15 protein-coding genes and 2 pseudogenes are annotated in these 22,292 nt (G+C 64.3%); 8 read left to right on the top strand and 9 right to left on the bottom strand.

What is annotated here, in order from left to right; all coding sequences use genetic code 11:
- Positions 1 to 56: 56 nt before the first annotated feature.
- Positions 57 to 1,544, bottom strand: a complete 1,488-nt coding sequence (locus FOC67_RS10320; RefSeq protein WP_003139792.1) for a RimK family protein — start codon at positions 1,542 to 1,544, stop codon at positions 57 to 59.
- A 190-nt stretch (positions 1,545 to 1,734) separates the two neighbouring features.
- On the opposite strand from FOC67_RS10320, the gene FOC67_RS10315 reads away from it, so the two are divergent.
- From FOC67_RS10315 to FOC67_RS10295, 6 genes are all read left to right on the top strand, one after another.
- Positions 1,735 to 2,832, top strand: a complete 1,098-nt coding sequence (locus FOC67_RS10315) for a GNAT family N-acetyltransferase/peptidase C39 family protein (RefSeq protein WP_003088292.1) — start codon at positions 1,735 to 1,737, stop codon at positions 2,830 to 2,832.
- A gap of 157 nt (positions 2,833 to 2,989) precedes the next feature.
- Complete coding sequence (locus FOC67_RS29715) at positions 2,990 to 3,124, top strand: hypothetical protein (RefSeq protein WP_003088290.1); 135 nt, start codon at positions 2,990 to 2,992, stop codon at positions 3,122 to 3,124.
- A 310-nt stretch (positions 3,125 to 3,434) separates the two neighbouring features.
- Positions 3,435 to 5,330, top strand: a complete 1,896-nt coding sequence (locus FOC67_RS10310) for a di-heme-cytochrome C peroxidase (protein WP_003111268.1) — start codon at positions 3,435 to 3,437, stop codon at positions 5,328 to 5,330.
- A gap of 178 nt (positions 5,331 to 5,508) precedes the next feature.
- Complete coding sequence (locus FOC67_RS10305; protein WP_009315592.1) at positions 5,509 to 6,648, top strand: catalase family protein; 1,140 nt, start codon at positions 5,509 to 5,511, stop codon at positions 6,646 to 6,648.
- A gap of 288 nt (positions 6,649 to 6,936) precedes the next feature.
- Positions 6,937 to 7,950: an SIR2 family protein gene (locus tag FOC67_RS10300; RefSeq protein ID WP_009315591.1), complete on the top strand. Its 1,014-nt coding sequence runs from the start codon at positions 6,937 to 6,939 to the stop codon at positions 7,948 to 7,950.
- Between the two features lie 10 nt (positions 7,951 to 7,960).
- A complete protein-coding gene (locus tag FOC67_RS10295; protein WP_009315590.1) occupies positions 7,961 to 9,688 on the top strand; it encodes an ATP-binding protein in 1,728 nt (575 codons plus the stop codon).
- A gap of 546 nt (positions 9,689 to 10,234) precedes the next feature.
- Here FOC67_RS10295 and FOC67_RS10290 read toward each other — a convergent pair.
- The 6 genes and pseudogenes from FOC67_RS10290 to FOC67_RS29915 form a co-directional block, all read right to left on the bottom strand.
- Positions 10,235 to 10,615, bottom strand: a complete 381-nt coding sequence (locus FOC67_RS10290) for a DUF4354 family protein (RefSeq protein ID WP_009315589.1) — start codon at positions 10,613 to 10,615, stop codon at positions 10,235 to 10,237.
- A gap of 492 nt (positions 10,616 to 11,107) precedes the next feature.
- A complete protein-coding gene (locus FOC67_RS10285) occupies positions 11,108 to 13,312 on the bottom strand; it encodes a xanthine dehydrogenase family protein molybdopterin-binding subunit (RefSeq protein WP_009315588.1) in 2,205 nt (734 codons plus the stop codon).
- A complete protein-coding gene (locus FOC67_RS10280; RefSeq protein WP_003102358.1) occupies positions 13,309 to 14,298 on the bottom strand; it encodes a xanthine dehydrogenase family protein subunit M in 990 nt (329 codons plus the stop codon). Before FOC67_RS10280 ends, FOC67_RS10285 begins: the two co-directional genes overlap by 4 nt.
- Positions 14,295 to 14,807 (bottom strand): (2Fe-2S)-binding protein, encoded by a 513-nt coding sequence (locus tag FOC67_RS10275; RefSeq protein WP_003088271.1) that lies wholly within the window; start codon positions 14,805 to 14,807, stop codon positions 14,295 to 14,297. Before FOC67_RS10275 ends, FOC67_RS10280 begins: the two co-directional genes overlap by 4 nt.
- Positions 14,808 to 14,976: 169 nt before the next feature.
- A pseudogene (locus FOC67_RS29920) lies at positions 14,977 to 15,321 on the bottom strand (methyl-accepting chemotaxis protein); the annotation flags it as partial.
- Between the two features lie 231 nt (positions 15,322 to 15,552).
- Positions 15,553 to 16,272 (bottom strand): annotated as a pseudogene (locus FOC67_RS29915) (PAS domain-containing protein); the annotation flags it as partial.
- Positions 16,273 to 16,580: 308 nt separating this feature from the next.
- Between FOC67_RS29915 and FOC67_RS10265 the strand changes: the two are divergent.
- Together FOC67_RS10265 and FOC67_RS10260 are read left to right on the top strand one after the other, a co-directional pair.
- A complete protein-coding gene (locus FOC67_RS10265; protein WP_003088248.1) occupies positions 16,581 to 16,877 on the top strand; it encodes a hypothetical protein in 297 nt (98 codons plus the stop codon).
- A gap of 46 nt (positions 16,878 to 16,923) precedes the next feature.
- Positions 16,924 to 17,493: a GNAT family N-acetyltransferase gene (locus tag FOC67_RS10260; RefSeq protein ID WP_003139808.1), complete on the top strand. Its 570-nt coding sequence runs from the start codon at positions 16,924 to 16,926 to the stop codon at positions 17,491 to 17,493.
- Positions 17,494 to 17,554: 61 nt separating this feature from the next.
- Here FOC67_RS10260 and metE read toward each other — a convergent pair whose 3' ends face one another.
- Positions 17,555 to 19,855 (bottom strand): 5-methyltetrahydropteroyltriglutamate--homocysteine S-methyltransferase, encoded by a 2,301-nt coding sequence (gene metE / locus FOC67_RS10255; RefSeq protein ID WP_009315586.1) that lies wholly within the window; start codon positions 19,853 to 19,855, stop codon positions 17,555 to 17,557.
- Between the two features lie 132 nt (positions 19,856 to 19,987).
- Positions 19,988 to 22,258, bottom strand: coding sequence for an OsmC domain/YcaO domain-containing protein (locus tag FOC67_RS10250; protein WP_031627705.1), 2,271 nt, complete (start codon positions 22,256 to 22,258; stop codon positions 19,988 to 19,990).
- Positions 22,259 to 22,292: the final 34 nt, after the last annotated feature.

Below are 22,292 nucleotides of genomic sequence, written 5' to 3'. Positions count from 1 at the left end.
TTTTTGACGCACGAAAGTGAATCTTTGTTTATATCGCCAATGCCGAAATCGTCTTATCAGTCGTAGCCGCGACGCTTGACTTCCAGGCGCCGGACGAACTCCTCCAGGACCAGCTTGTAGAGGTCGTCGCCGAGGTAGACATCTTCCACCCCGCAGTCGATGTTCGGGTTGTCGTTCACCTCGATCACCACCACCTTGTCGCCGGCCTGCTTCAGGTCCACCCCGTAAAGGCCGTCGCCGATCAGGTTGGCGGTCTTCACCGCCAGCTCCACCACCTTGCGCGGCGCCTCGTGCACGGGCATGGTGCGGAAATCGCCGCTGACCTCCTCGGCGTCCGGGCTGTGGTCGTAGATCTGCCAGTGGCCCTTGGACATGAAGTACTGGCAGGCGAAGATCGGCTTGCGGTTGAGCACGCCGATACGCCAGTCGTACTCGGTATAGAAGAACTCCTGGGCAAGGATCAGCACCGAGCGCTCGAACAGCTCGGCGCTGGCCGCCAGCAACTGCTCCTGGTCCTCCACCTTGATCACCCCGCGCGAGAAGCTGCCGTCGGGAATCTTCAGCACCAGCGGGAAGCCCAGGCGCTCGCCGACCTTCTCCAGTTCCTGCGGGTTCTCCTTGTAGAGAATCTCCGTGGCCGGCATGCCCAGCTTGTGGCTGCGCAGCAGGTCGGCCAGGTACACCTTGTTGGTGCAGCGCAGGATCGACACCGGGTCGTCCATCACCACCAACCCTTCGCTCTCGGCCTTCTTGGCGAAACGGTAGGTGTGGTCGGCGACATTGGTGGTCTCGCGGATGAACAGCGCGTCGTACTCGGCGATCCGCGAATAGTCCTTGCGCTCGATCAGGTCGACGTCGATGCCGAGGCTGCGGCCGACCCGCACGAAGTTCTTCAGCGCCTTGGCATCGGAAGGCGGGAACGCCTCGCCGGGGTCGTGGAGGATCGCCAGGTCGTAGCGGAACGGCTTGCGCGAACGCGGCTTGCGCCAGATCTGCCGGCTGAAGTTGTCCAGGGCGTTGGCGAAGAGGTCCTCCTGATCCTCGCGCAGCTTGTGGATGGCGCCGGGCTTGATGCCCTCGATGTGCCAGGTGCGGTTGCGCTTGAACTCCACCAGCAGCAACGGGCAGGGAAACGCCTCGAACAACTGTCGCGCCAGGTCCTGCAACGGCTCGATGTCGGTACGGCCGAAATACAGGGTCAGGGTGAAACCATCGGTGCTGCCGTAGGGGTGCGCGGCCAGGGCCTTGTCCAGGGTGCGGTCGAGGTCCTCCAGGACCAGGCTGTACAGCGACTTCCTGGCCAGCTCGCTGATGGTCCGCACCGAGGGGATCACCTTGTGCCCGCGCGCCTCGGCGAGCAGCGAGCAGTAGTAGCCATGGCGCAGGTACTTGTAGTGCCGGCACAGGTTGATCACCTGGACCCGCTTGCCAGTGTCGTCGTCGATGGGCAGTTCCAGGTATTCCTGGGCGGTGACCACATCCTCGCTGGGGTAATAGGACGTCCAGTCTTCCTTGCGTTCCACGATGATGAACAGCTTGCTCACGACACCTCCCGGGGGGACAGCGAAACCACGGCGCATTCGGAACCGGCTTGCCGGCGCACGCATCCCGGCCAATACTCGGCGGGAATCCCTTGCGAAACCGCTCTATGGCGCCTGCCAGCAAACCGAAGCGTACAGCACCCATTACAGCACGCCCGCGCGGAAGTTCCCGCCCGCGGCCGTGGAGACCGCTATGAACCTGACCCTCCGCCCGGCCGGCGCGGACGACCTGTCCGCCCTGGTCGAGCTGGAAAACCGCTGCTTCGACTACGATCGCCTGTCCCGCCGCAACTTCCAGTGGATGCTCACCCGCGCCCACGCCAGCCTGACGGTAGCCGAGGGCGACGGCGGCGTGCTCGGCTACGCCCTGGTGCTGTTCCACGAAGGCACCTCGCTGGCCCGCCTCTACTCCATCGCCATCGACCCGCGCGCCCGCGGCATCGGCCTCGGCCAGAAGCTGCTGGAAGCCGCCGAGCAGGCCGCGCGGGACAACGACCGCGCCTACATGCGCCTGGAAGTGCGCCCGGACAACCGTGGCGCCATCGCCCTCTACGAGCGCAACGGCTACCGTCCCTTCGCCACCGTGCGCGACTACTACGAGGACCACAGCGAAGCGCTGCGCTTCGAGAAACGCATCCGCAACCCCGGCCACGACCAGCGCCGCCACGTGCCCTTCTACCGGCAGACCACCGATTTCACCTGCGGCCCGGCCTGCCTGCTGATGGCCATGGGCGCGCTGCAACCGGAGCGCCAGTTGACCCGCCGCGAGGAACTGCGCCTGTGGCGCGAGGCGACCACCATCTACATGACCGCCGGGCACGGCGGCTGTAGCCCCCAGGGCCTGGCGCTGGCCGCCTGGCGGCGCGGCTTCCGGGTCAAGCTGGTGCTGTCCGCCAGCGGCCCGCTGTTCCTCGACGGCGTACGCAACGAAGACAAGAAGGCGGTGATGCGCCTGGTCCACGAGGACTTCTGCGAGGAACTGGACGCCTCGGGCGTCGAGCAGAAGCGCTCGGCCAGGCTCGACATCCCGCGCCAGCTGGCCAGGGGCGGCCAGCCGCTGGTGCTGATCAGCAGCTACCGCCTGACCCGCTCCAAGGCCCCGCACTGGGTGCTGGTCACCCACTACGACGAGGACTTCGTCTACCTCCACGATCCCGACGTCGACCACAGCCAGCACCGCCAGCCGCTGGACTGCCAGCACATCCCGGTAAGCCACGCCGAGTTCGACAAGATGAGCCGCTTCGGCCGCAGCAAGCTGCGCGCGGCGGTGATCCTGTTCAACCCGGAATGATCCGCATCGCCCCGCCCTGCGGCGGGGAGATGTTCTCGCCTATCAATCAATTCCATCGATAGTGGCTAGTGAGACTATCCATTTTTCATTCGCCAACGCCGATGTTTACATAGTCGCCAGATCCCCGAATAACCAGAACGGAACTGGAGACGACACCATGAGCTACTCCGCCAAATCCTTCTCGGCCCTGATCAATGCCATGCGCGCCGACGGCATCACCCGCCTGGAACAACTGGCCCGCCAGCCCTTCCGCAACGCCCAGGGCTTCTGGAGCGCGGAGGCGAAGAAATGAAAGCCCTGCTCGACCGCCGTACCGATCCCACCTGGATGCTCTACGCCGCAATCATCGCCTGGCTGGCCTTCTCCGGTCTCTGACCGGCAGGCCACCGGCGCCTCGCCCTGCCGTTCCACGACGCTCCGGCGTCCGCCTTTCTCCGGTGAAATACCGAGCTTTCGTCGCCAACATCGCCAGGCGAGGCCTGCGCAAACGTTTTACCCGTTCGCTGTCAAGAAAACCTTGTCAAAAAAGCTGATAGCAGCTTGCCAATATGCCGACGCCTTGGCATAACGGTGCCAAAAAAAGGCCTACAAGGACGTTCCTGATGCGCACCGTGAAAAAGGCTCTGCTGGTTGTCGGCGTGATCGTGCTGGCGGTCGTCGGGGTGGTGGTCTACTACGTCGCCAATCCCAACCTGCCCCACTACCAGGCGCCGAGCGAGGTACGCTACCTGCCGCAATGGAAGGACGAGGCCCGCCAGCGCTTCTACTACACGCCCCAGGGCACCCTGGTGAAGGGCCTGCACTACGACTGGTTCACCGCCCTCGAACTGCCCTTCTCCGAAGAACCCTTCGCCGCCCCCGAATACCTCGCCCGCTTCGGCTTCCTCGTCGATCCGCAGCAGAAGGCCAGCGACCTCAACCCCGGCAACCTGCCGGTGGGCTTCAGCCAGCACCGCGACGAGAAGACCGGCACCCGCTACCTGGACATCACCTGCGCCGCCTGCCACACCGGCGAACTGCGCTACCAGGGCAAGTCGCTGCGCATCGACGGCGGCGCCGCCATGCACTCCATCGCCGCCACCGTGCCGACCCTGCGCGGCGGCGCCTTCGGCCAGGCGCTCGGCGCGAGCATGGCCGCCACCTACTACAACCCGTTCAAGTTCAACCGCTTCGCCAGGAAAGTCCTCGGCGAACGCTACGAACAGGACAAGTCGCAACTGCGCGCCGACTTCAAGGCCGTCCTCGACACCCTCCTGCGCACCGCCTGGAACGACACCCGCCGCCACCTCTACCCCACCGAGGAAGGCCCCGGCCGCACCGACGCCTTCGGGCGCATCGCCAACAGCGTCTTCGGCGATGCCATCGACCCGAGCAACTACCGCGTCGCCAACGCCCCGGTGAGCTATCCGCAGGTCTGGGACATCTGGAAATTCGACTGGGTGCAATGGAACGGCTCGGCCATGCAGCCGATGGCGCGCAATATCGGCGAGGCCCTCGGCGTCGGCGCGCGCCTGCAGATCTTCGACGAGCACGGCCAGCCGCTGCGGGGCGAGCAGCGCTACGCCTCCAGCGTACGCCTGCACGACCTGCACGCCCTGGAAGAAACCCTGCAACAACTGAAACCGCCGACTTGGCCGGAAGACCTCTTCGGCCGCATCGACCTGCAACGCGCCTCCCAGGGCCGCGCCCTGTTCGAAGCCAACTGCGCCTTCTGCCATGCACCCAAGGTGCAACCGGCGGAATACGCCGCCCCCGGACGCAATCCCGAGTGGCGCATGCACATGGTGCCGACCGAGGTGATCGGCACCGATCCGACCACCGCCGACAACATCGCCGACCACCGCTACGACCTGCGCAAGCTCGGCTGGAGCGTCGACGAACTGGCGCGGATGAACGTCCAGCTGATCGGCGCCGATCCGCAGCAACTCGACCTCTCGCAACTGTCCTCGGCCAAGGGCCTGGCCTACATCACCGCCTTCGTCGAGCAGCGCGCCTACCGGGACGCCGGCATCCCGCCGGAACAGCAGAAGACCATGAACGGCTTTGACCTGCCGATCGGCGTACAGGAACTGCGCGCCTACAAGGCCCGCCCGCTGGACGGCGTCTGGGCGACCCCGCCGTTCCTGCACAACGGCTCGGTGCCCAACCTGTTCCAGCTGCTCTCCCCGGCCGCCGAACGCTCGCCGCAGTTCTACGTCGGCACCTTCGAATTCGATCCGAAATTCGTTGGATTCCGCACCGAGAAATTCCCCGGCGGCTTCCTCCTCGACACCCGTCTCACCGGCAACCGCAACAGCGGCCACGAATTCCGCGACGGCTGCCGGCAGAACGGCGTGATCGGCCGCGCCCTCAGCCCGGAAGAACGCTGGGCGCTGGTGGAATACCTGAAGGTGCTCGGCAACCCCGAATTCGAGCGCCGCCTGGTCCCGGCCCAGACCCCACCCTGGACGCCCGGCCCGAAATGCCCGGCGCCGGAGCAACGGACCGCGCAACGCTGAACCTGGGAAATGGAGAAGCGCGAGGCATGGCGCCGCCGCCCCTCTCCACCCCGAGCAGCCCCTCTCCCTTCAGGGGGGACGCCTGGCCAGAGGACGGGGAGAAGCAATCGTGGCGCACTCCCCGCCCAAGAAGAATAAAAGCCCACAGCCTACGCACACCACCAAGGACACACACTCCATGCGCGCACTCCTCACCCACGCCTGGCTGTTCCTCGGCAAATGGCTCGGCCGCCTGCTCCTCCTGCTGCTGGCCGTCGGCCTCGGCGGCTGGGCCATCGGCAGCCTCTACTACGCCTGGAAATTCTCCGGCCCGGTGTCCGCGGAAGAGCAGATCGCCCCGGACGAAGCCCGCATCACCCAGGCGATCATCCAGGACGCCATCCGCGTGGTCGAACAGCACCGCGACAACACCCGCGTCCTGCGCGATGCCCACGCCAAGGCCCACGGCTGCGTGAAGGCCGAGTTCAAGGTACGCGCCGACCTCGACCCGACCCTGCGTCGCGGCGTGTTCGCCGAAGCGGGCAAGAGCTGGAACGCCTGGGTGCGCTTCTCCAACGGCAACGCCTACCCGCAGTTCGACAGCAAGAACGACGCGCGCGGCATGGCCATAAAACTGCTCGACGTGCCCGGCGAAAAACTCCTGCCCGGCCGCGGCCATGACGGCGAGCAGGACTTCGTCATGTTCAACCAGCCGGTGTTCTTCATCCGCGACATCGCCGAATACCGGCAGAACTTCGCCGCCCAGGCCGACGGCAAGAAAGCCCTGGCCTTCTTCCCCAACTGGAACCCCACCAGTTGGGAACTCCGCCACCTGCTGATCGCCCTGCGCACCCTCGCCCCCGCCCCGGACAGCCCGCTGCACGCCGGCTACAACGGCATCTCGCCGTACAAGCTGGGCGAACACAACATCAAGTTCCGCGTCGTTCCCGCCCCGGAGAAATGCCCGGTCTACCAGCTACCGAAGCAGAACCAGGACCTGCCCAACTTCCTCCGCGCCGCCCTGTACCAGCAACTGTCCATCGACCGCACCCCCGCCTGCTACGCCTTCCAGGTGCAGCGCCAGGACCCGGGCAAGTACATGCCCATCGAAGACACCAGCGTCGAATGGAAGGAGTCGGACGCGCCCTTCGCTACCATAGCTGACATCATTGTGCCAGCTCAGGATTTTGATAGCCGGGAACAGAACCTGTTCTGTGACAACCTCTCGTTCAACCCCTGGCACGCGCTGCCGGAGCATCGGCCGATCGGCGGGATCAACCGGTTGCGGAAGGCGGTTTACGAGGCGGTCAGTGGGTATAGGTTGGGGAGGAATGGGTGAGGGTTTAGGGGGAGGAGTGCTTGGTGTTACGTTGATCGGGAATGGCCAGAAGCAGCCCATTAACATTAATACTGTGGTCTGCCCCCGTTCAGGTATTGACTGCGCAGAGGCCGCGCGTGCTACTGAATACCCGCGATCATCGCTCGGAGGGCATGGAGCCGCAACTGGATGGAAAAACACCTACCGACCCCCATCATATAGATCGCTAGCTTCAAGCTGCGGGCCCTGTAGTCCGGCAGGATACCAGACGTAGACTTTAAGACTGGCACAAATAACAAGGATAGAAATTTGTCTGACCTGAATTACCAAAAACAAGCTCAGGACTATTACGGGAAGGCCCCTGTCATTATTTTGGGCAGCGGTGCTTCGGCTGCACACGGCATGTCTGGGATGGGAGCGCTTGCAAAGCATCTCGTCGCGCACACCGACGTTTCTGGTCTATCTGCTGCTGAACTGGAGGTCTGGAAGAAGTTCTGCCAGATTTTGAGTAATGGCGTAGACTTAGAATCCGCCCTGCACCAAGTAACAGCTACTGAAGAACTGACGTCGAGAGTCGTTAAGGCCACTTGGGCACTAATTGAATATGAAGATATAGAAATCTTTCAGAAGAGCCTTCAAGATAATGAAATATTTCCATTGAGCCGTCTTCTTGAGCACATGTTCAAAAGCAGCCTCAAAATGCTGAACATTGTCACTACAAACTATGATCGCCTGGCGGAGTACGCTTGCGACCAGGGGCGCATCCATCATTACACCGGGTTCACACACGGATTCTTTCGACAGCTCGCGCCCCCTACAGAAATCACCTCTGCGCGCAGAGCTAATATTTGGAAGGTCCATGGATCTCTGGATTGGTTCCAGTCCCCTCTGGAAGATACTGTCGCCCTCTCAAATAACCAAGGAATACCGGATAACTACCAACCACAGATCGTGACTCCTGGCACCCAGAAATACCAAAAAACACATCTGGAGCCGTTCCGCTCCATTATCAATAACGCTGATCAGGCTATTAATGAAGCTGGCTCGTACCTTTGTATTGGTTACGGCTTTAATGACGAGCACATACAGCCGAAGCTGATGGTGAAGTGCGTTCGGCAGAAAACACCTATAACCATTATCACTTATACGCTTTCCGAATCTGCCAAGAATCTTATTCTTGATGGCAAGGCACAGAACTATCTAGCAATAGAGCGAGGCGAAACAGACGGTCAGTCCATCGTTTATTCCTCCTTGGATAAAAGTCCTTTGACGGTAGAAAAGAACATCTGGAGCCTTGAAGGCTACCTGTCACTCATCATGTAGGAAAGTAGAGATGCCGATTTTCAACTTTAAGGACGAAGAAGCGCTTGGGAAGGTTGCCTCCGTCGACACTACAAATGTGATCGTAGAGGTAGAGAACGTCGACCAGCTCAAAAGGTTGCAGGTTAACCATCTCGCTGTACTGCAAAGCAGTAGACCTGGGCAGCACCTCATCGGACTTATTACGCAGGTGACCCGCAAACGTGGCACCGAAGACATTATCAATGACGGTATAAACGACCACGTGTCAGAGTCAAATCTGTGCCGTATCGCCCTGATTGGCACGATGCTGGATCGTGACGGTGAAAAGGAAAACGTATTCCGTCGTACTCTCGAAAGCGTTCCTGAAATCGACGCGAATTGTTTCTCGCTCGAAGGCGAGAATCTCACAGGTTTCATGCGCACGCTTTCCAGTGTATCAGCCGATGGAAATGCCCTGACTCTCGGTAGATACACGCTGGATGAACATGCTGTCGCCTACCTCAACGGCAACAAATTTTTCCAGCGCCACGCCTTCATTGGCGGCAGCACCGGTTCGGGTAAATCTTGGACGACTGCCAAAATCATCGAGCAGATGTCGGGGCTCTCCACCGCTAACGCTATCGTCTTTGACCTTCATGGTGAATACGCGCCTTTGGTCGGCAATGGCATCCAGCATTTCAAGGTGGCCGGCCCCGCAGACGTTGAAGCTAAACGCACCCTCGACGACGGTGTGATCTACCTTCCGTACTGGCTGCTTTCTTATGAAGCGCTCGTTTCCATGTTTGTAGATCGCAGCGACCAGAACGCGCCCAACCAGGCCATGATTATGGCGCGTGAAATCAACCACGCGAAGCTCAAATATCTAGAAGATAACGGCCAGCACGACGTGCTGAAGCACTTCACTGTTGACAGTCCGGTTCCGTTTGACCTCGATTTCCTCATGAGCAAGCTGAACGAGATCAACGTTGAGATGGTCGCTGGAGCACGTGGTGAGAAGCAGGGCGATTTCTTCGGGAAGCTCGCTCGCATGATTTCCCGACTTGAGAACAAAATCTCCGATAGACGCCTCGGATTTATGTTCAACGGTGGTGGAGACGTACTGAATTTCGCTTGGCTTGAGAAATTTACCACTGCCGTACTGGGTAGCACTAATGAGAATGGTAGGGCCGGTATCAAAATCATTAACTTCTCAGAAGTCCCATCAGACGTTCTGCCGCTGATCGTATCCCTGGTCGCACGGGTCACGTTCTCCGTTCAGCAATGGACGCCTTCTGAACTACGCCACCCCATTGCTCTTCTGTGTGACGAAGCGCATCTCTACATGCCTCAGCGCAACATCGCCGACTCTGCCGATGATATCTCGCTCGATATTTTCGAGCGTATCGCGAAGGAGGGCCGTAAATACGGTGTCAGTCTGGTGGTGATAAGTCAGCGTCCGTCCGAAGTAAATAAGACGATGCTCAGCCAGTGCAGCAACTTCGTATCCATGAGGCTGACCAACGCCGAGGATCAGGGCGTAATCAAGCGTCTGCTTCCCGATAGTCTTGGCGGATTTAGTGACATCCTGCCGACCCTCGATACAGGCGAAGCTCTGGTTGTCGGTGATGCCAGCTTGCTGCCAAGCCGGATCAGAATCGAAGAGCCCAAAAACAAACCGAATAGCGGTACGGTCAATTTTTGGGATGATTGGCAGAAGCCAATCAAGGATAAGCGCTTGCTGATTGCCGTCGATAACTGGCGCAAGCAGAATATCCAATAACCGCATTACTTAGAGACCTCAAGGGGGCAATACCCTTGAGGTCTTCCGCCAACTCATCATGTTCCTGCTTTACGGCATAGGGGCCTCGACACGATGACCGCTATTGGCCGTATACAGCCGTTCCCTCCCTAAGCCATAGCCTCTCCCATACCTGGTCGGCACATCTATTGCCACCCGCAGAACCACAACCTCCCCCACTGCTAATCGCAATAGCTGCGGCTTGAGTAGTGCGGATTCGTTTTTTGGAATCTGGTGTTGGCGGGTATTGTGCTGCAGGCCCTCGCCCCAACCCTCTCCCGCACGCGGGAGAGGGCGCCGGGCGTGCCTTGTGGGTCGAGCGCCTCGCTCGGGCGCAGCCTGGAACGATGTCTCCCCTCCCCTAGGCCCCGGGTATCTGGAATTCGGCCCCCAGCCCAGGCAACCAGAAGCGCCGGAAACGCGCCCTGAATGATTTCAGATTCGCGCCGAAACCTTCGAAAGCCGTTTCCTCGCACCCGAAAGCCGCCGAGGCTGCCCTGCGGCTTTCGCTGCGCAACGGCTAGTCGCCTACTTGCACCGGTCGCTCAGCCTGACCAGCGATGCGCCGTACACCGCGTCGTCTTCGGAGGCGAAGATCGCGTCGCCTTCGACGGTGGCCCCCGGCTTGAGGGTCTCGGTGGTGAGTTCCTCGTCCACGGTATCCAGCCTGAAGGACTGGCCGGCGGCGGACTGCGCCACCAGGCAGCTGTTCTTCAGGCTGATCTCGCTCTTCGCCGCATTCACCAGGCGGACCTTGAAGGCCTGGGTGCGGAAGTGCTTGTCGCCGACGGACACGCTGCCCTTGTCGCCCTGGCGGGCGAAGACCATCACTGCGTCCGGCGCGGCGGCGAAGCCGAGGGAAGGAGCGGCCAGCAGGCCGGCCAGGGTCAGGGCCATTGCGTTCTTCATACTGATTTCCTTTGGCAAAGACTGAACGACCCGGTGATTTTCCGTGGGTCTTTTCGCCGCGATCAAGCGCAGTGCCAAGGAATGCGGGGCGCCTCGTGTTCTGCAAGTCGGAGGGTTTCCAGCGGAACTTTTCCCGCAACCGTGCTTCCAGGCGAAAACCGCTCGCTACGCGGAACGCCGGTCTTCGAACCCACACGGTCCTCGCGCCCGCCAGGCTGCCCTCGAACGCTTGCAACCACAGGCCGGACGCTCGGCCCAGGCGATGGCCCAATGGGCGCCGGGCAGGTTCGCTTCGGCGTGGCCGCGATGCAACAAGTGCGCCTGGACCGGCATCGCGGTAGCGCTCGGCGAGGGCGTCACCGAGGCTGTCGGCGGCATGTCGTGTTCGACTCCGTTGCGGGTGGCGAGCGGGGCCTGCGATCTTCCCCTTGTGGGAGTCAAGCCCGGCGACCCGGCGGGTGGCCGCCAAGCTGCTTGCGCAGGCTGCCGGGCTCAGCCGAGCAACTTGTCGACGGTCAGCGGGAAGTCGCGCAGGCGGCGGCCGGTGGCGTGGTACACGGCATTCGCCACTGCGGCGGCGACGCCGACGATGCCTATTTCGCCGACGCCCTTGGAGCCCAGTTCGTTAACGATATCGTCGGGTTCGTCGACGAAGATCACCTCGATATCGCCAATATCGGCGTTAACCGGGATGTGGTACTCGGCGAGGTTGTGGTTCATGCAGCGGCCCAGCGCATGGTCGACCTGGGTTTCCTCCTGCAAGGCCATGCCCAGGCCCCAGACCACCCCGCCGAGTATCTGGCTGCGAGCGGTCTTCGGGTTGATCACCCGCCCCGCCGCGACCGCGCTGACCACCCGGCTCACACGCAGGGTACCGAGGGCTTCATCGATCCGCACCTCGACGAATACCGCCGAATGGGTCGCGGTGGCGTAGCCTTTGCGCCGCGCCGAGGGTTCAGCTTCCACCTCCACCTGCAACGCGTCTTCCGGCAGCCCTTGCAGCAGGTCGGCCAGGGCGTATCGCGTATCGCCCGCTTCCAGATGGCCACGGCATATGCGGAAACGTTCTTCGGCGGCGCCGGCCAGCTCCGGATGGCGGGCCCTGGCATGGGCGACCAGGGCCTGGCGCAGGCGCAGGCAGGCCAGGCGGACGGCGGAACCGACCGACGAGACGGTGAACGAGCCGCCCTGCAATGGAGCCTTGGGCAACGCACTGTCGCCAAGCTGGAAGCGCACCTCTTCCGGCGCCATGCCAGCGGCGTCGGCGGCGATCTGGGTCATCACCGTGTAGGTGCCGGTGCCGATATCCGTGGTCGCGCTGGCCACCCGCAGCAGGCCGTCCGCCTCCAGCCGCGCCCTCGCGCTGGCCTTGCTCTGCATGGCCTCCCAGACGCCGCCGGCCATGCCCCAGCCGAGCAACTGGCGCCCTTCGCTCATGCTCCGTGGCCGTGGGTCGCGGGCCTGCCAACCGAAGCGCCGTGCGCCCTCCTCGTAGCAGGCCAGCAGCGCCTTGCTGGAGTACGGCTTGTCCTCGTTGCCGTTGCGCTCGGCGAAGTTGAACCGGCGCAGCGCGATGGGGTCCATGCCGAGCCGCACCGCCAGTTCGTCCATCGCGCATTCCAGCCCGATCAGCCCCAGCGCCGCGCCGGGGGCGCGCATGTCCAGCGGGGTATAGACGTCCAGCGGCACCAGACGGTAGGCCAGGGAAAGGTTCTCGCAGCGATAGAGCATGCCGCTCCACTCCACCACGTGCTCGGTGAAGTCTTCGAAGCGCGAGGTCTGCGCTGTCGCCTGGTGGCCCAGCGCAAGCAGGCGCCCCTCGGCATCGGCGCCCAGTTGCAGGCGCTGCAGGGTGCGCGGCCGGTAGCCGAAGGTGAACATCTGCTGGCGGGTCAGCACTACGCGCACCGACCGCCGCAGTTGCAGCGCCGCCATCACCGCCAGGGCCAACTGGTATTGCGGACGCAGGCCGGAGCCGAAGGCGCCGCCGACGTAGGCGGCACAGACCCTTACCTTGTCGGCGGGCAGGCCGAAGACCTTTTGCAGGTAGGCCTGGCTGTTCTGCGTCCCCTGGGTCTTGTCGTGCACCAGCAGGCTGCCGTCGGGCTGGACGATGACCGTGGACGCGTGCGGTTCCATGGGATTGTGGTGCTCGATCGGCGTGCTGTAGCTGGCCTCGACCCGAATCGGCGCGGCGCGGTAGGCGGTGTAGAAATCGCCGCGCTCGGCGGGCAGTTCGGCGGGAGCCTCATGGGCCTGGTCGAGGGCGGCCAGGAGGTCGGTCTGGTGCGGCTCGGGCTCGATATCGATGCGCAGCAGCGAGCCCGCGTAGCGGGCCAGTTCCAGGCTCCGTGCCAGGACCAGGGCAAGGGGCTGGCCGCTGTACAGGACGCGGTCGTCGAACAGCGGGCGGAAGGGTTCGCCTTCGGCGGCATCGGCGTCCTTGTAGGGCTCGTCGTCGTCCGCCATCGGCGGCCGGTTCAGGTGATGCAGTACCGCGACCACCCCGGGTACCGCCAGGGCCGCCGCACAGTCGATGCCGCGCACCCGGCCGCGGGCGACGTCGCTGCTGACCACGCTGCCGTGGAGCAGGTCGGCGGCAGGATATTCGGCGGCGTAGCGAGCCTGGCCGGTGACCTTGGCTGGCCCGTCGACGCGATCCAGGGCTTGCCCGGTGCTGTGTGGCAGGCTGCTCATTGGCCGATCCCTCCCGAGTGGGCTTCTTCCAGTGCGCGAACGATGGCGTTGCGCGCCAATCCGATCTTGAAGGCGTTGTGGGCCAGCGGCCTGGCGTCACGCAGCAGCGCTTCGGCGAAGCGGACATAGCTGTCCCGGTTCGCCGGGTGGCCCCTGAAACGTTCCTCCAGCTCTGCGACGCGCCATGGCTTGTGGGCCACGCCGCCGAGCGCCAGGCGCAGTTCGCCAATGCGCTCGCCGTCCGGTTCCAGGGCCGCCGCTACCGAGACCAGGGCGAAGGCGTAGGAGGCCCGGTCGCGCACCTTCAGGTAGTGGCAATGCCGGGCGAAGCGCGGCGCTGGCAGCTCGATGGCGGTGACCAGTTCGTCGACGGCCAGGCAGTTGTCGCGCTCGGGCGTGTCCGCCGGCAGGCGATGGAAGTCGGCGAAAGCGACCCGCCGCTCGCCAGCGCGGCCGCGCACCAGTACCTGAGCCTCCAGCGCCGCCAGCGCCACGCACAGGTCGGATGGATGTACCGCCACGCAGTGTTCGCTGGCGCCGAGGATCGCATGGTTGCGGTTCAGCCCGCTGCGCGCGGGGCATCCGCTGCCCGGCTCGCGCTTGTTGCATGGCGTGCCGGTGTCGTAGAAATACTGGCAGCGGGTACGCTGCAACAGGTTGCCGCCGGTGCTGGCCATGTTGCGCAACTGCGGCGAGGCGCCGGCGAGGATCGCCTGGGCTAGCAAGGGATAGTCCGCCTCCACGGCGGGATTCCAGGCCAGTTCGGCGTTGCTGACCAGGGCTCCGACCAGCAGGCCGCCGGTGGGCGTCCGGCGGATGTCGCGCAGCGGGAGGCCGGTGATGTCGATGAGTCGCCGGGGCCTGGCAACGTTTTCCTTCATCAGGTCGAGCAGGTTGGTGCCGCCGGCGATGTAGCGCGACTCCGGGCCGGCGAGGCCCAGCGCCTGCTCGATGTCGGCCGGCTTGGCATAGGCGAAGGGCGTCATGCGCGCTGCCCTCCCTGTCCGTCGCGATCGAGCAGCGGCAAGGCGTCTTCCACGGCGTCGAGGATATTGCCGTAGGCGCCGCAGCGGCACAGGTTGCCGCTCATACCCTCGCGGATCTCCGCCCGCGAGCGCGCCCGCCCCTCGCTCGCCAGGCCAAGGGCCGAACAGATCTGTCCGGGCGTGCAGTAGCCGCACTGGAAGGCATCATGGCGGATGAACGCCTGTTGCAGGGGATGCAGGCGATCACCCTCGGCCAGACCTTCGATGGTAGTCAGTGCATCGCCGTCGCACATCACCGCCAGCGTCAGGCAGGCGTTGATCCGGCGACCGTTGCGCAACACCGTGCAAGCGCCGCATTGGCCGTGGTCGCAGCCCTTCTTGCTGCCCACCAGGTCGAGCCGCTCGCGCAGCAGGTCGAGCAGCGTCAGCCACGGGGGTACTCTCAGCTCTCGGCGCTGGCCATTGATCAGCAGGCTGATCGGCAGGTCCGCCGGCTCCGGATTGGTCATGGTACAAGCCTCACGGTCGGTGCATCGGCGCGGCGGATGCCGCTTTTTCAGGTCCGACCGAACGGCTCGAAGATACGTTCAAAGTAAATGACGGCCATGGCCATGCCACAAAGGCGGGCGGATGCTCGACGCCTGCGCCGCTATCGGCCGCCGTAGGCCTGCGCCGAGGTCACTTGAACAGGCTCGACACCACCCGCGCCACGTGCTCGGCGCCCTTGCTGATCTCCTGCATGATGCCGGCCACGGTGGTGATCTGGTTGTTGTTCTCCTGGGCGCTGGACTCGATGGTCTGCATGTTGTGGTTGATCTGCTGGGTCAGCTTGACGTTCTCGGTGACCACGTTCTTGATCTCCACCGTGGCGCCGCTGGTGCGCGCCGCCAGTTGCCGCACCTCGTCGGCGACCACCGCGAAGCCGCGCCCCATGTCACCGGCGCGAGCCGCCTCGATGGCGGCGTTGAGGGCCAGCAGGTTGGTCTGTTCGGCGACGCTCTGGATGGTGGTGACGATGTTCTCGATGTCCTTGGTCTGGTGGGTGAGCTGGGAAATCAGGCCGACGGCGGTGTTGACCATCGACAGGGTCTTGGCCGACAGGGCGACGGACTGGTCGAGGGAGTCGATGCCGCGGGTGGAAATCTGCGCGGTCTCTTCCGCGGTGGAGAACGACAGCTCGGCGGCGCGCCGTACTTCCTCGTTGCGATTGACCTGTTCGGTAACGTCGATGGCGAACTTGATGACCTTGATTATCCGCCCCGAACCGTCCTTGACCGGGTTGTAGGTGGCTTCGATATGTACACGCTCGCCGGCGGCGGTGCGGCGCTCGAAATGCCCGCGGGAGAATTCGCCGTGCCGCAACCGGGCCCAGAAATCCGGGTTCTCCCGATAGAACTCGTCGAAGCAGAGCATGCGGTGGTGCTGGCCCTTGAGCGACTTGAGGCTGTAGCCGAAGAGACGCAGGAAGTTTTCGTTGGCATCGAGTATCTCGCCGTCCGGGGTGAACTCGATGACGGCCATGGACTGGCGTATGGAGTCGTTGATCGCGTTGAGCAGGAGCAGTTCGGAATGGTTGCGGGTCACGTCGGCGGCGATCTTCAGCACTTCGACGACCGCCCCTTCGGCATTCTTCACCGGGAAATAGGTGGCCTCCAGCCAGATCGGCGACCCGTCGCGTCGCAGGCGCTTGAACACGCCGCGCTGGGGCGTGCCGCTGGCCAGTTCCTTCCAGAAGCGCACGTAGGCGGCAGAGGCCTGGTAGTCCTCGTCGCAGAAGATCCGGTGGTGCTTGCCGACCAGTTCGTCCGCCGAATAGCCGACCGCCGCGAGGAACAGCGGGTTGGCGGACAGTATCTGGCCATCGGGAGTGAATCGGATGGTGGCGACGTTCTGCCCGATGGCCTCGAGTCGCCACGCTACATCTTCATCCTTGGCGGCGCTTTCGACCGCCCTGCTTTTTCTGCCGAAGAGCATCGCGCACGACTCCTTGATGGCACCTGTCCATCGCGAGGGAGTGGAGAACCGGAGATAGTCGTCCTGCCGCTACACGCCAGTGTAGATCGGGGTCCGGCAATTTTCCTCGGCGCCCGCGGCACCGTCCGTCCCCTGCCGGGCGTGGCCCCGCGCCCGCGCCATCAGCCACGCAAGCGCCGGCCCGCGCTATGATCGCTACGCCCTGCCGATCGCGGTGGCCAAGGCCGGCATTGGCCAGAGGCGCCCGGCCTGACCGCGCTCCGACCTCGCGCCGTCGTCCCCCGAACCCCACCTCCAGGAGGAAGCACATGGCAACCGATCTCTACGCGCTGGCCGAACAGGTCGAGGACGAAGCGGGCTACCTGCGCTTCCTCGCCGCGCTGGCGGCGGACTGGGAGGAAGACCGCCGCCTCGCCGCCGCCAACCCGCCGAAGCCGTTCGGCCCCAGCCCGCTGGGTTGGGAGAACGGCAGCATCGGTGGCTTCCTCGATGCCGCCGCGACCTGGGGCGAGGACTCCCGCGACGGCCTGCCGGGCTATTCCAGGCCGGAGAATGCCTGGCGGCGCGCGGCGCAACTGATGCTGGCGGGCAAGTTCTATGAATGACTTCAAGTCCGCCCTGGCGCCCTTCCCGCCCGGCTACCCGAGGGGCTTGCCGGGCAACCGGCGGCAGGTGCCGATACTGCATCGCGACGCGGACTTCCTCCTGCGCGCGCTGCAACCCGACGATTTCGTCCGGACCAGCCGCTACGAGAACGCCAACCGCGAGTACCTGGCGCCATGGGAGCCGCTGCGCGACCCGGCGTATTTTTCCTTGGACAATGCCCGCGCCCGCACCCTGCTACAGGTGGCGAGCATGGACGAAGGCGAGGCGCTTCTCCTGCTGTTGCTCGATCCCGACGACGGCGAGGTGCTGGGGCGCTGCAGCTACACCAACATCGTCCGCGGGGTATTCCAGGCCTGCCACCTGGGCTTTTCCCTGGCCGCTGCGGCTCAGGGCCGCGGCCTGATGGCGCGTGCCCTGCGGGTAGCCAACCGGTATTGCTTCGAGCAGCTCGGCCTGCACCGGATCATGGCCAGCCACCTGCCGCGCAACGCACGCAGCGAGCGCCTGCTGGAAAGCCTCGGCTTCGAGAGGGAGGGCTACGCCCGCGCCTACCTGAAGATCGCCGGGGTCTGGGAAGACCATGTGCTACGGGCGCTGGTGGACGCTCCGCGCTGAACCGACGTGCAAATGCGCAACGGGACGCCAGGCGTCCCGTTCCGCTCACCAGGCCTACCGGTCAGCCGCGGGCGAGGTCGCCACGCAGTTCGCGGGCGGCGGCGACCATGTTCACCAGCGCTGCCTCGGTTTCCGGCCAGGCGCGGGTCTTCAGGCCACAGTCCGGGTTGACCCAGAGCCGCTCGGCGGGTATCCGCCGGGCCGCCTTGCGCAGCAACGCGACGATCTCTTCCCGGCTCGGCACGCGCGGCGAATGGATGTCGTAGACGCCCGGACCGATCTCGTTCGGGTAGTCGAACTGCTCGAAGGCCTCCAGCAGCTCCATGTCCGAACGCGAGGTCTCGATGGTGATCACGTCGGCGTCCATGGCGGCGATGGACTCGATCACATCGTTGAACTCGCTGTAGCACATGTGCGTATGGATCTGGGTTTCGTCGCGGACTCCGGAGGCGCACAGGCGGAAGGCCTCGGTGGCCCATTCCAGGTAGTGCGGCCAGGCGTTGCGGCGCAGCGGCAGGCCTTCGCGGAAAGCCGCCTCGTCGATCTGCACGATCCTGATGCCGGCCGCCTCCAGGTCGACCACTTCGTCGCGGATCGCCAGGGCCAACTGGCGCGCCTGCACCTCGCGAGACACGTCCTCGCGCGGGAAGGACCACATCAGCATGGTCACCGGGCCGGTCAGCATGCCCTTCATCACCTTGTCGGTAAGGCTCTGGGCGTACCTGATCCACTCCACGGTCATGGCCCGCGGACGGCTCAGGTCGCCATAGATCACCGCCGGCTTCACGCAGCGCGAGCCGTAGCTCTGCACCCAGCCGAAGCGGGTGAAGACGTAGCCGTCCAGTTGCTCGGCGAAGTACTCGACCATGTCGTTGCGCTCGGCTTCGCCATGTACCAGCACGTCCAGCCCCAGTTGTTCCTGGATCTGCACCGCATGGCGGATCTCGCTGTGCATCGCCTCGATGTACTCGGCCTCGCTCAGCTTGCCCTGCTTGAACGACTGGCGGGCCAGGCGGATCGACGAGGTCTGCGGGAAAGAGCCGATGGTAGTGGTCGGGAACGCCGGCAGGTCGAGCCCGGCACGCTGCCTGGCGATGCGTTCGGCGAACGGCGAGCGACGCTGGGCGTCGCTGGCCTTGATCGCGGCCAGGCGCGCCTGCACGGCCGGCTTGTGGATTCGCGGCGAGGAAGCGCGGCTGGCCTGGACCGCACGGCTCTCTTCCAGGGCGGCAAGCACCTCGGCGGCTTCCGGCTCAGTGGCGGCACGGGCCAGCACCGCGACTTCGCGGCACTTCTGCACGGCGAAGGCCAGCCAGCTCTTCAGCTCGGCGTCCAGCCCGTCTTCGCGTTCCAGGTCCACCGGGCTGTGCAGCAGCGAGCAGGACGGCGCGACCCACAGCCGCTCGCCCAGGCGCTCCCGGGCATGGCGCACCACCTCCAGGGCTTTCTCCAGGTCGCAGCGCCAGACGTTGCGCCCGTTGACCAGGCCCAGCGAGACGACCTTGTAGGCCGGCAGGCGGTCGAGGATGCTCGGATACTGTTCCGGCGCTCGCACCAGGTCGATGTGCAGGCCGTCCACCGGGAGGTTGGCGGCCAGGCCCAGGTTGTCTTCCAGGCCGCCGAAGTAGGTGGCGACCAGCTTCTTCAGCGGCTCGCTCTGTAGCAGGTTGTAGGCGCGTTCGAAGGCATTCTTCCATGCCTGCGGCAGGTCGAGGACCAGGATCGGCTCGTCGATCTGCACCCACTCCACACCCTGGCCGGCGAGACGACGCAAGATCTGGCCGTAGAGCGGCAGCAGGCGGTCCAGCAGGTCGAGCCTGTCGAACTCGGCGCCCTTGGCCTTGCCCAGCCACAGGTAGGTCAGCGGACCGATCAGCACCGGCTTCACCTGGTGGCCGAGGGCCCTGGCCTCGTCGACCTCCTCGAACAGTTGTTCCCAGCTCAGCTGGAACTGCTGGTCGGCGCTGAACTCGGGGACCAGGTAGTGATAGTTGGTGTCGAACCACTTGGTCATTTCCTGGGCATGGGCACCGCCGCAACAACTGTCGTCGCTGACGCCACGGGCCATGCCGAACAGGGTATGCAGGGTCGGCCCGGCCTCGCCGTGCGCCCGGAAGCGCTCGGGGATCACGCCGAAGGTCAGCGAATGGGTCAGCACCTGGTCATACCAGGCGAAATCGCCGACCGGCAGCAACTGGATGCCGGCGTCCTTCTGTACCTGCCAATGGGTGGCGCGCAGCTGCCGGCCGACGGCCCGCAGGCCGGCCTCGTCCAGCTCGCCCTTCCAGAACGCTTCCTGGGCTTTTTTCAGTTCGCGATCGCGTCCGATGCGTGGGAAGCCGAGAGTGTGGGCCAGGGCCATGGGTGTTCCTCCAGTCGAAAGGTCGATGGAGGGATTCTCGGGAGACTCATGCCATGAGACAAACTCAATTTCTTCGTGATGAAATCAAGTTTCCCTCATGATCATCCTCGCGCCCTGACCTCGGCGCCCTCCTCACTTGCGCTTGCGGATCGCCATGCGCCGAGGCTTGAGACCGCCAGCCGCGGCAGCGCCGGCCTCGCCGCCCACCACGGGCTGCATCCTGGCTCGCGCCGCGTGCAGCTTCTTGTAGCTGTCGATCAGCCGCAGGTGCCGGTCGAGCCCTTCCAGCTTCATGCTGGTCGGGGTCAGGCCGAAGAAGCGCACGCTGCCGTCCACCGAGCCCAGCGCGGCGTCCATCCGCGCGTCGCCGAACATGCGGCGGAAATTGGCCTCGTAGTCGGCGATCTCCAGCTCGTCGTCGAGGACGACCTCCAGCACCACGTTCAGCGCCTGGTAGAACAGGCCGCGCTCGACGCTGTTGTCGTTGTACTGGAGGAACGCCTCCACGCCTTCCTTGGCGTCTTCGAAGCGCTTCAGGGCGAGGCCGATGAGCACTTTCAGCTCGAGGATGGTCAGTTGGCCCCAGACCGTGTTGTCGTCGAACTCGACGCCGATCAGCGTGGTGATGTCGGTGTAGTCGTCCACCTCGCAGTCTTCCAGGCGCTCCAGCAACGCCCCGAGCGCAGCATCGTCGAGGCGGTGCAGGTTGAGGATGTCCTCGCGGAACGCCAGGGCCTTGTTGGTGTTGTCCCAGATCAGGTCTTCCACCGGATAGATTTCCGAGTAGCCCGGCACCAGGATCCGGCAGGCCGTAGCGCCGAGGTGCTCGTACACCGCCATGTAGACCTGCTTGCCCATGGCTTCGAGGATGCCGAACAGGGTCGCGGCTTCCTCGGCGTTGGCAGCCTCGCCCTGCCGGGTGAAGTCCCACTCGACGAACGGGAAATCGGCCTTGGCGCTGAAGAAGCGCCAGGACACCACGCCGCTGGAATCGATGAAATGCTCGACGAAGTTGTTCGGCTCGGTCAGCGCATGGCTTTCGAAGGTCGGCTGGGGCAGGTCGTTCAGGCCTTCGAAGCTGCGCCCCTGGAGCAGTTCGGTCAGGCTGCGCTCCAGGGCCACCTCGAAGCTCGGGTGGGCGCCGAAGGAAGCGAACACGCCGCCGGTGCGCGGATTCATCAGGGTCACGCACATCACCGGGAATTCGCCGCCCAGCGAGGCGTCCTTGACCAGTACCGGGAAGCCCTGCTCTTCCAGGCCGCGGATCCCGGCGAGGATGCCCGGGTACTTGGCCAGCACCTCCGGCGGCACGTCCGGCAGCGCCAGCTCGCCTTCGAGGATTTGCCGCTTGACCGCACGCTCGAAGATCTCCGACAGGCACTGCACCTGCGCTTCGGCCAGGGTATTGCCGGCGCTCATGCCGTTGCTGAGGTAGAGGTTCTCGATCAGGTTGGAGGGGAAATACACCACCTGGCCGTCGGACTGGCGCACGAAGGGCAAGGCGCAGATACCGCGCTGCACGTTGCCCGAGTTGGTGTCGTACAGGTGCGAGCCGCGCAGCTCGCCGTCGGGGTCGTAGATCGCCAGGCAATGGCCGTCGAGCAGTCCCAGCGGCAGCGCATCGTCGCGGCCGGGCTTGAACCAGCGTTCGTCCGGGTAATGGACGAACGCCGCATTGGCGATCTCTTCTCCCCAGTACTGGTCGTTGTAGAAGAAGTTGCAGTTCAGCCGCTCGATGAATTCGCCCAGCGCCGAGGCCAGCGCGCTTTCCTTGCTCGCGCCCTTGCCGTTGGTGAAGCACATCGGCGACTGCGCATCGCGGATGTGCAGCGACCAGACGTTGGGCACGATGTTGCGCCAGGAGGCGATCTCGATCTTCATGCCGAGGCCGGCGAGGATGGCCGACAGGTTGGCGATGGTCTGCTCCAGCGGCAGGTCCTTGCCCGGGATGCGCGTGCAGCCGGCGGCATCGGTGCCGGGCATCAGCAGCGCCTGGGCGTCGGCATCGAGGTTGTCGACCTCCTCGATGACGAACTCGGGCCCGGTCTGCACCACCTTCTTCACCGTGCAGCGGTCGATGGAGCGGAGGATGCCCTGGCGGTCCTTCTCCGAGATGTCGGCCGGCAGTTCCACCTGGATCTTGAAGATCTGCCGGTAGCGGTTCTCCGGGTCGACGATGTTGTTCTGCGACAGGCGTATGTTGTCGGTGGGAATGTTGCGCGTCTGGCAGTACAGCTTGACGAAGTAGGCGGCACACAGCGCCGACGACGCCAGGAAGTAGTCGAACGGCCCCGGCGCGGAGCCGTCGCCCTTGTAGCGGATCGGCTGGTCGGCGATCACCGTGAAATCATCGAACCTGGCTTCCAGTCGAAGGTTATCGAGAAAATTGACCTTTACTTCCACGGCGAGCACCAAGAGAAACGGAAACCGGCCATTA

This window comes from Pseudomonas sp. FDAARGOS_761 (assembly GCF_013343155.1).
Lineage (GTDB): Bacteria > Pseudomonadota > Gammaproteobacteria > Pseudomonadales > Pseudomonadaceae > Pseudomonas > Pseudomonas aeruginosa.
The sequence above is the reverse complement of the archived record's forward strand: the minus strand, read 5'-3'. Positions and strand labels throughout refer to the sequence as shown.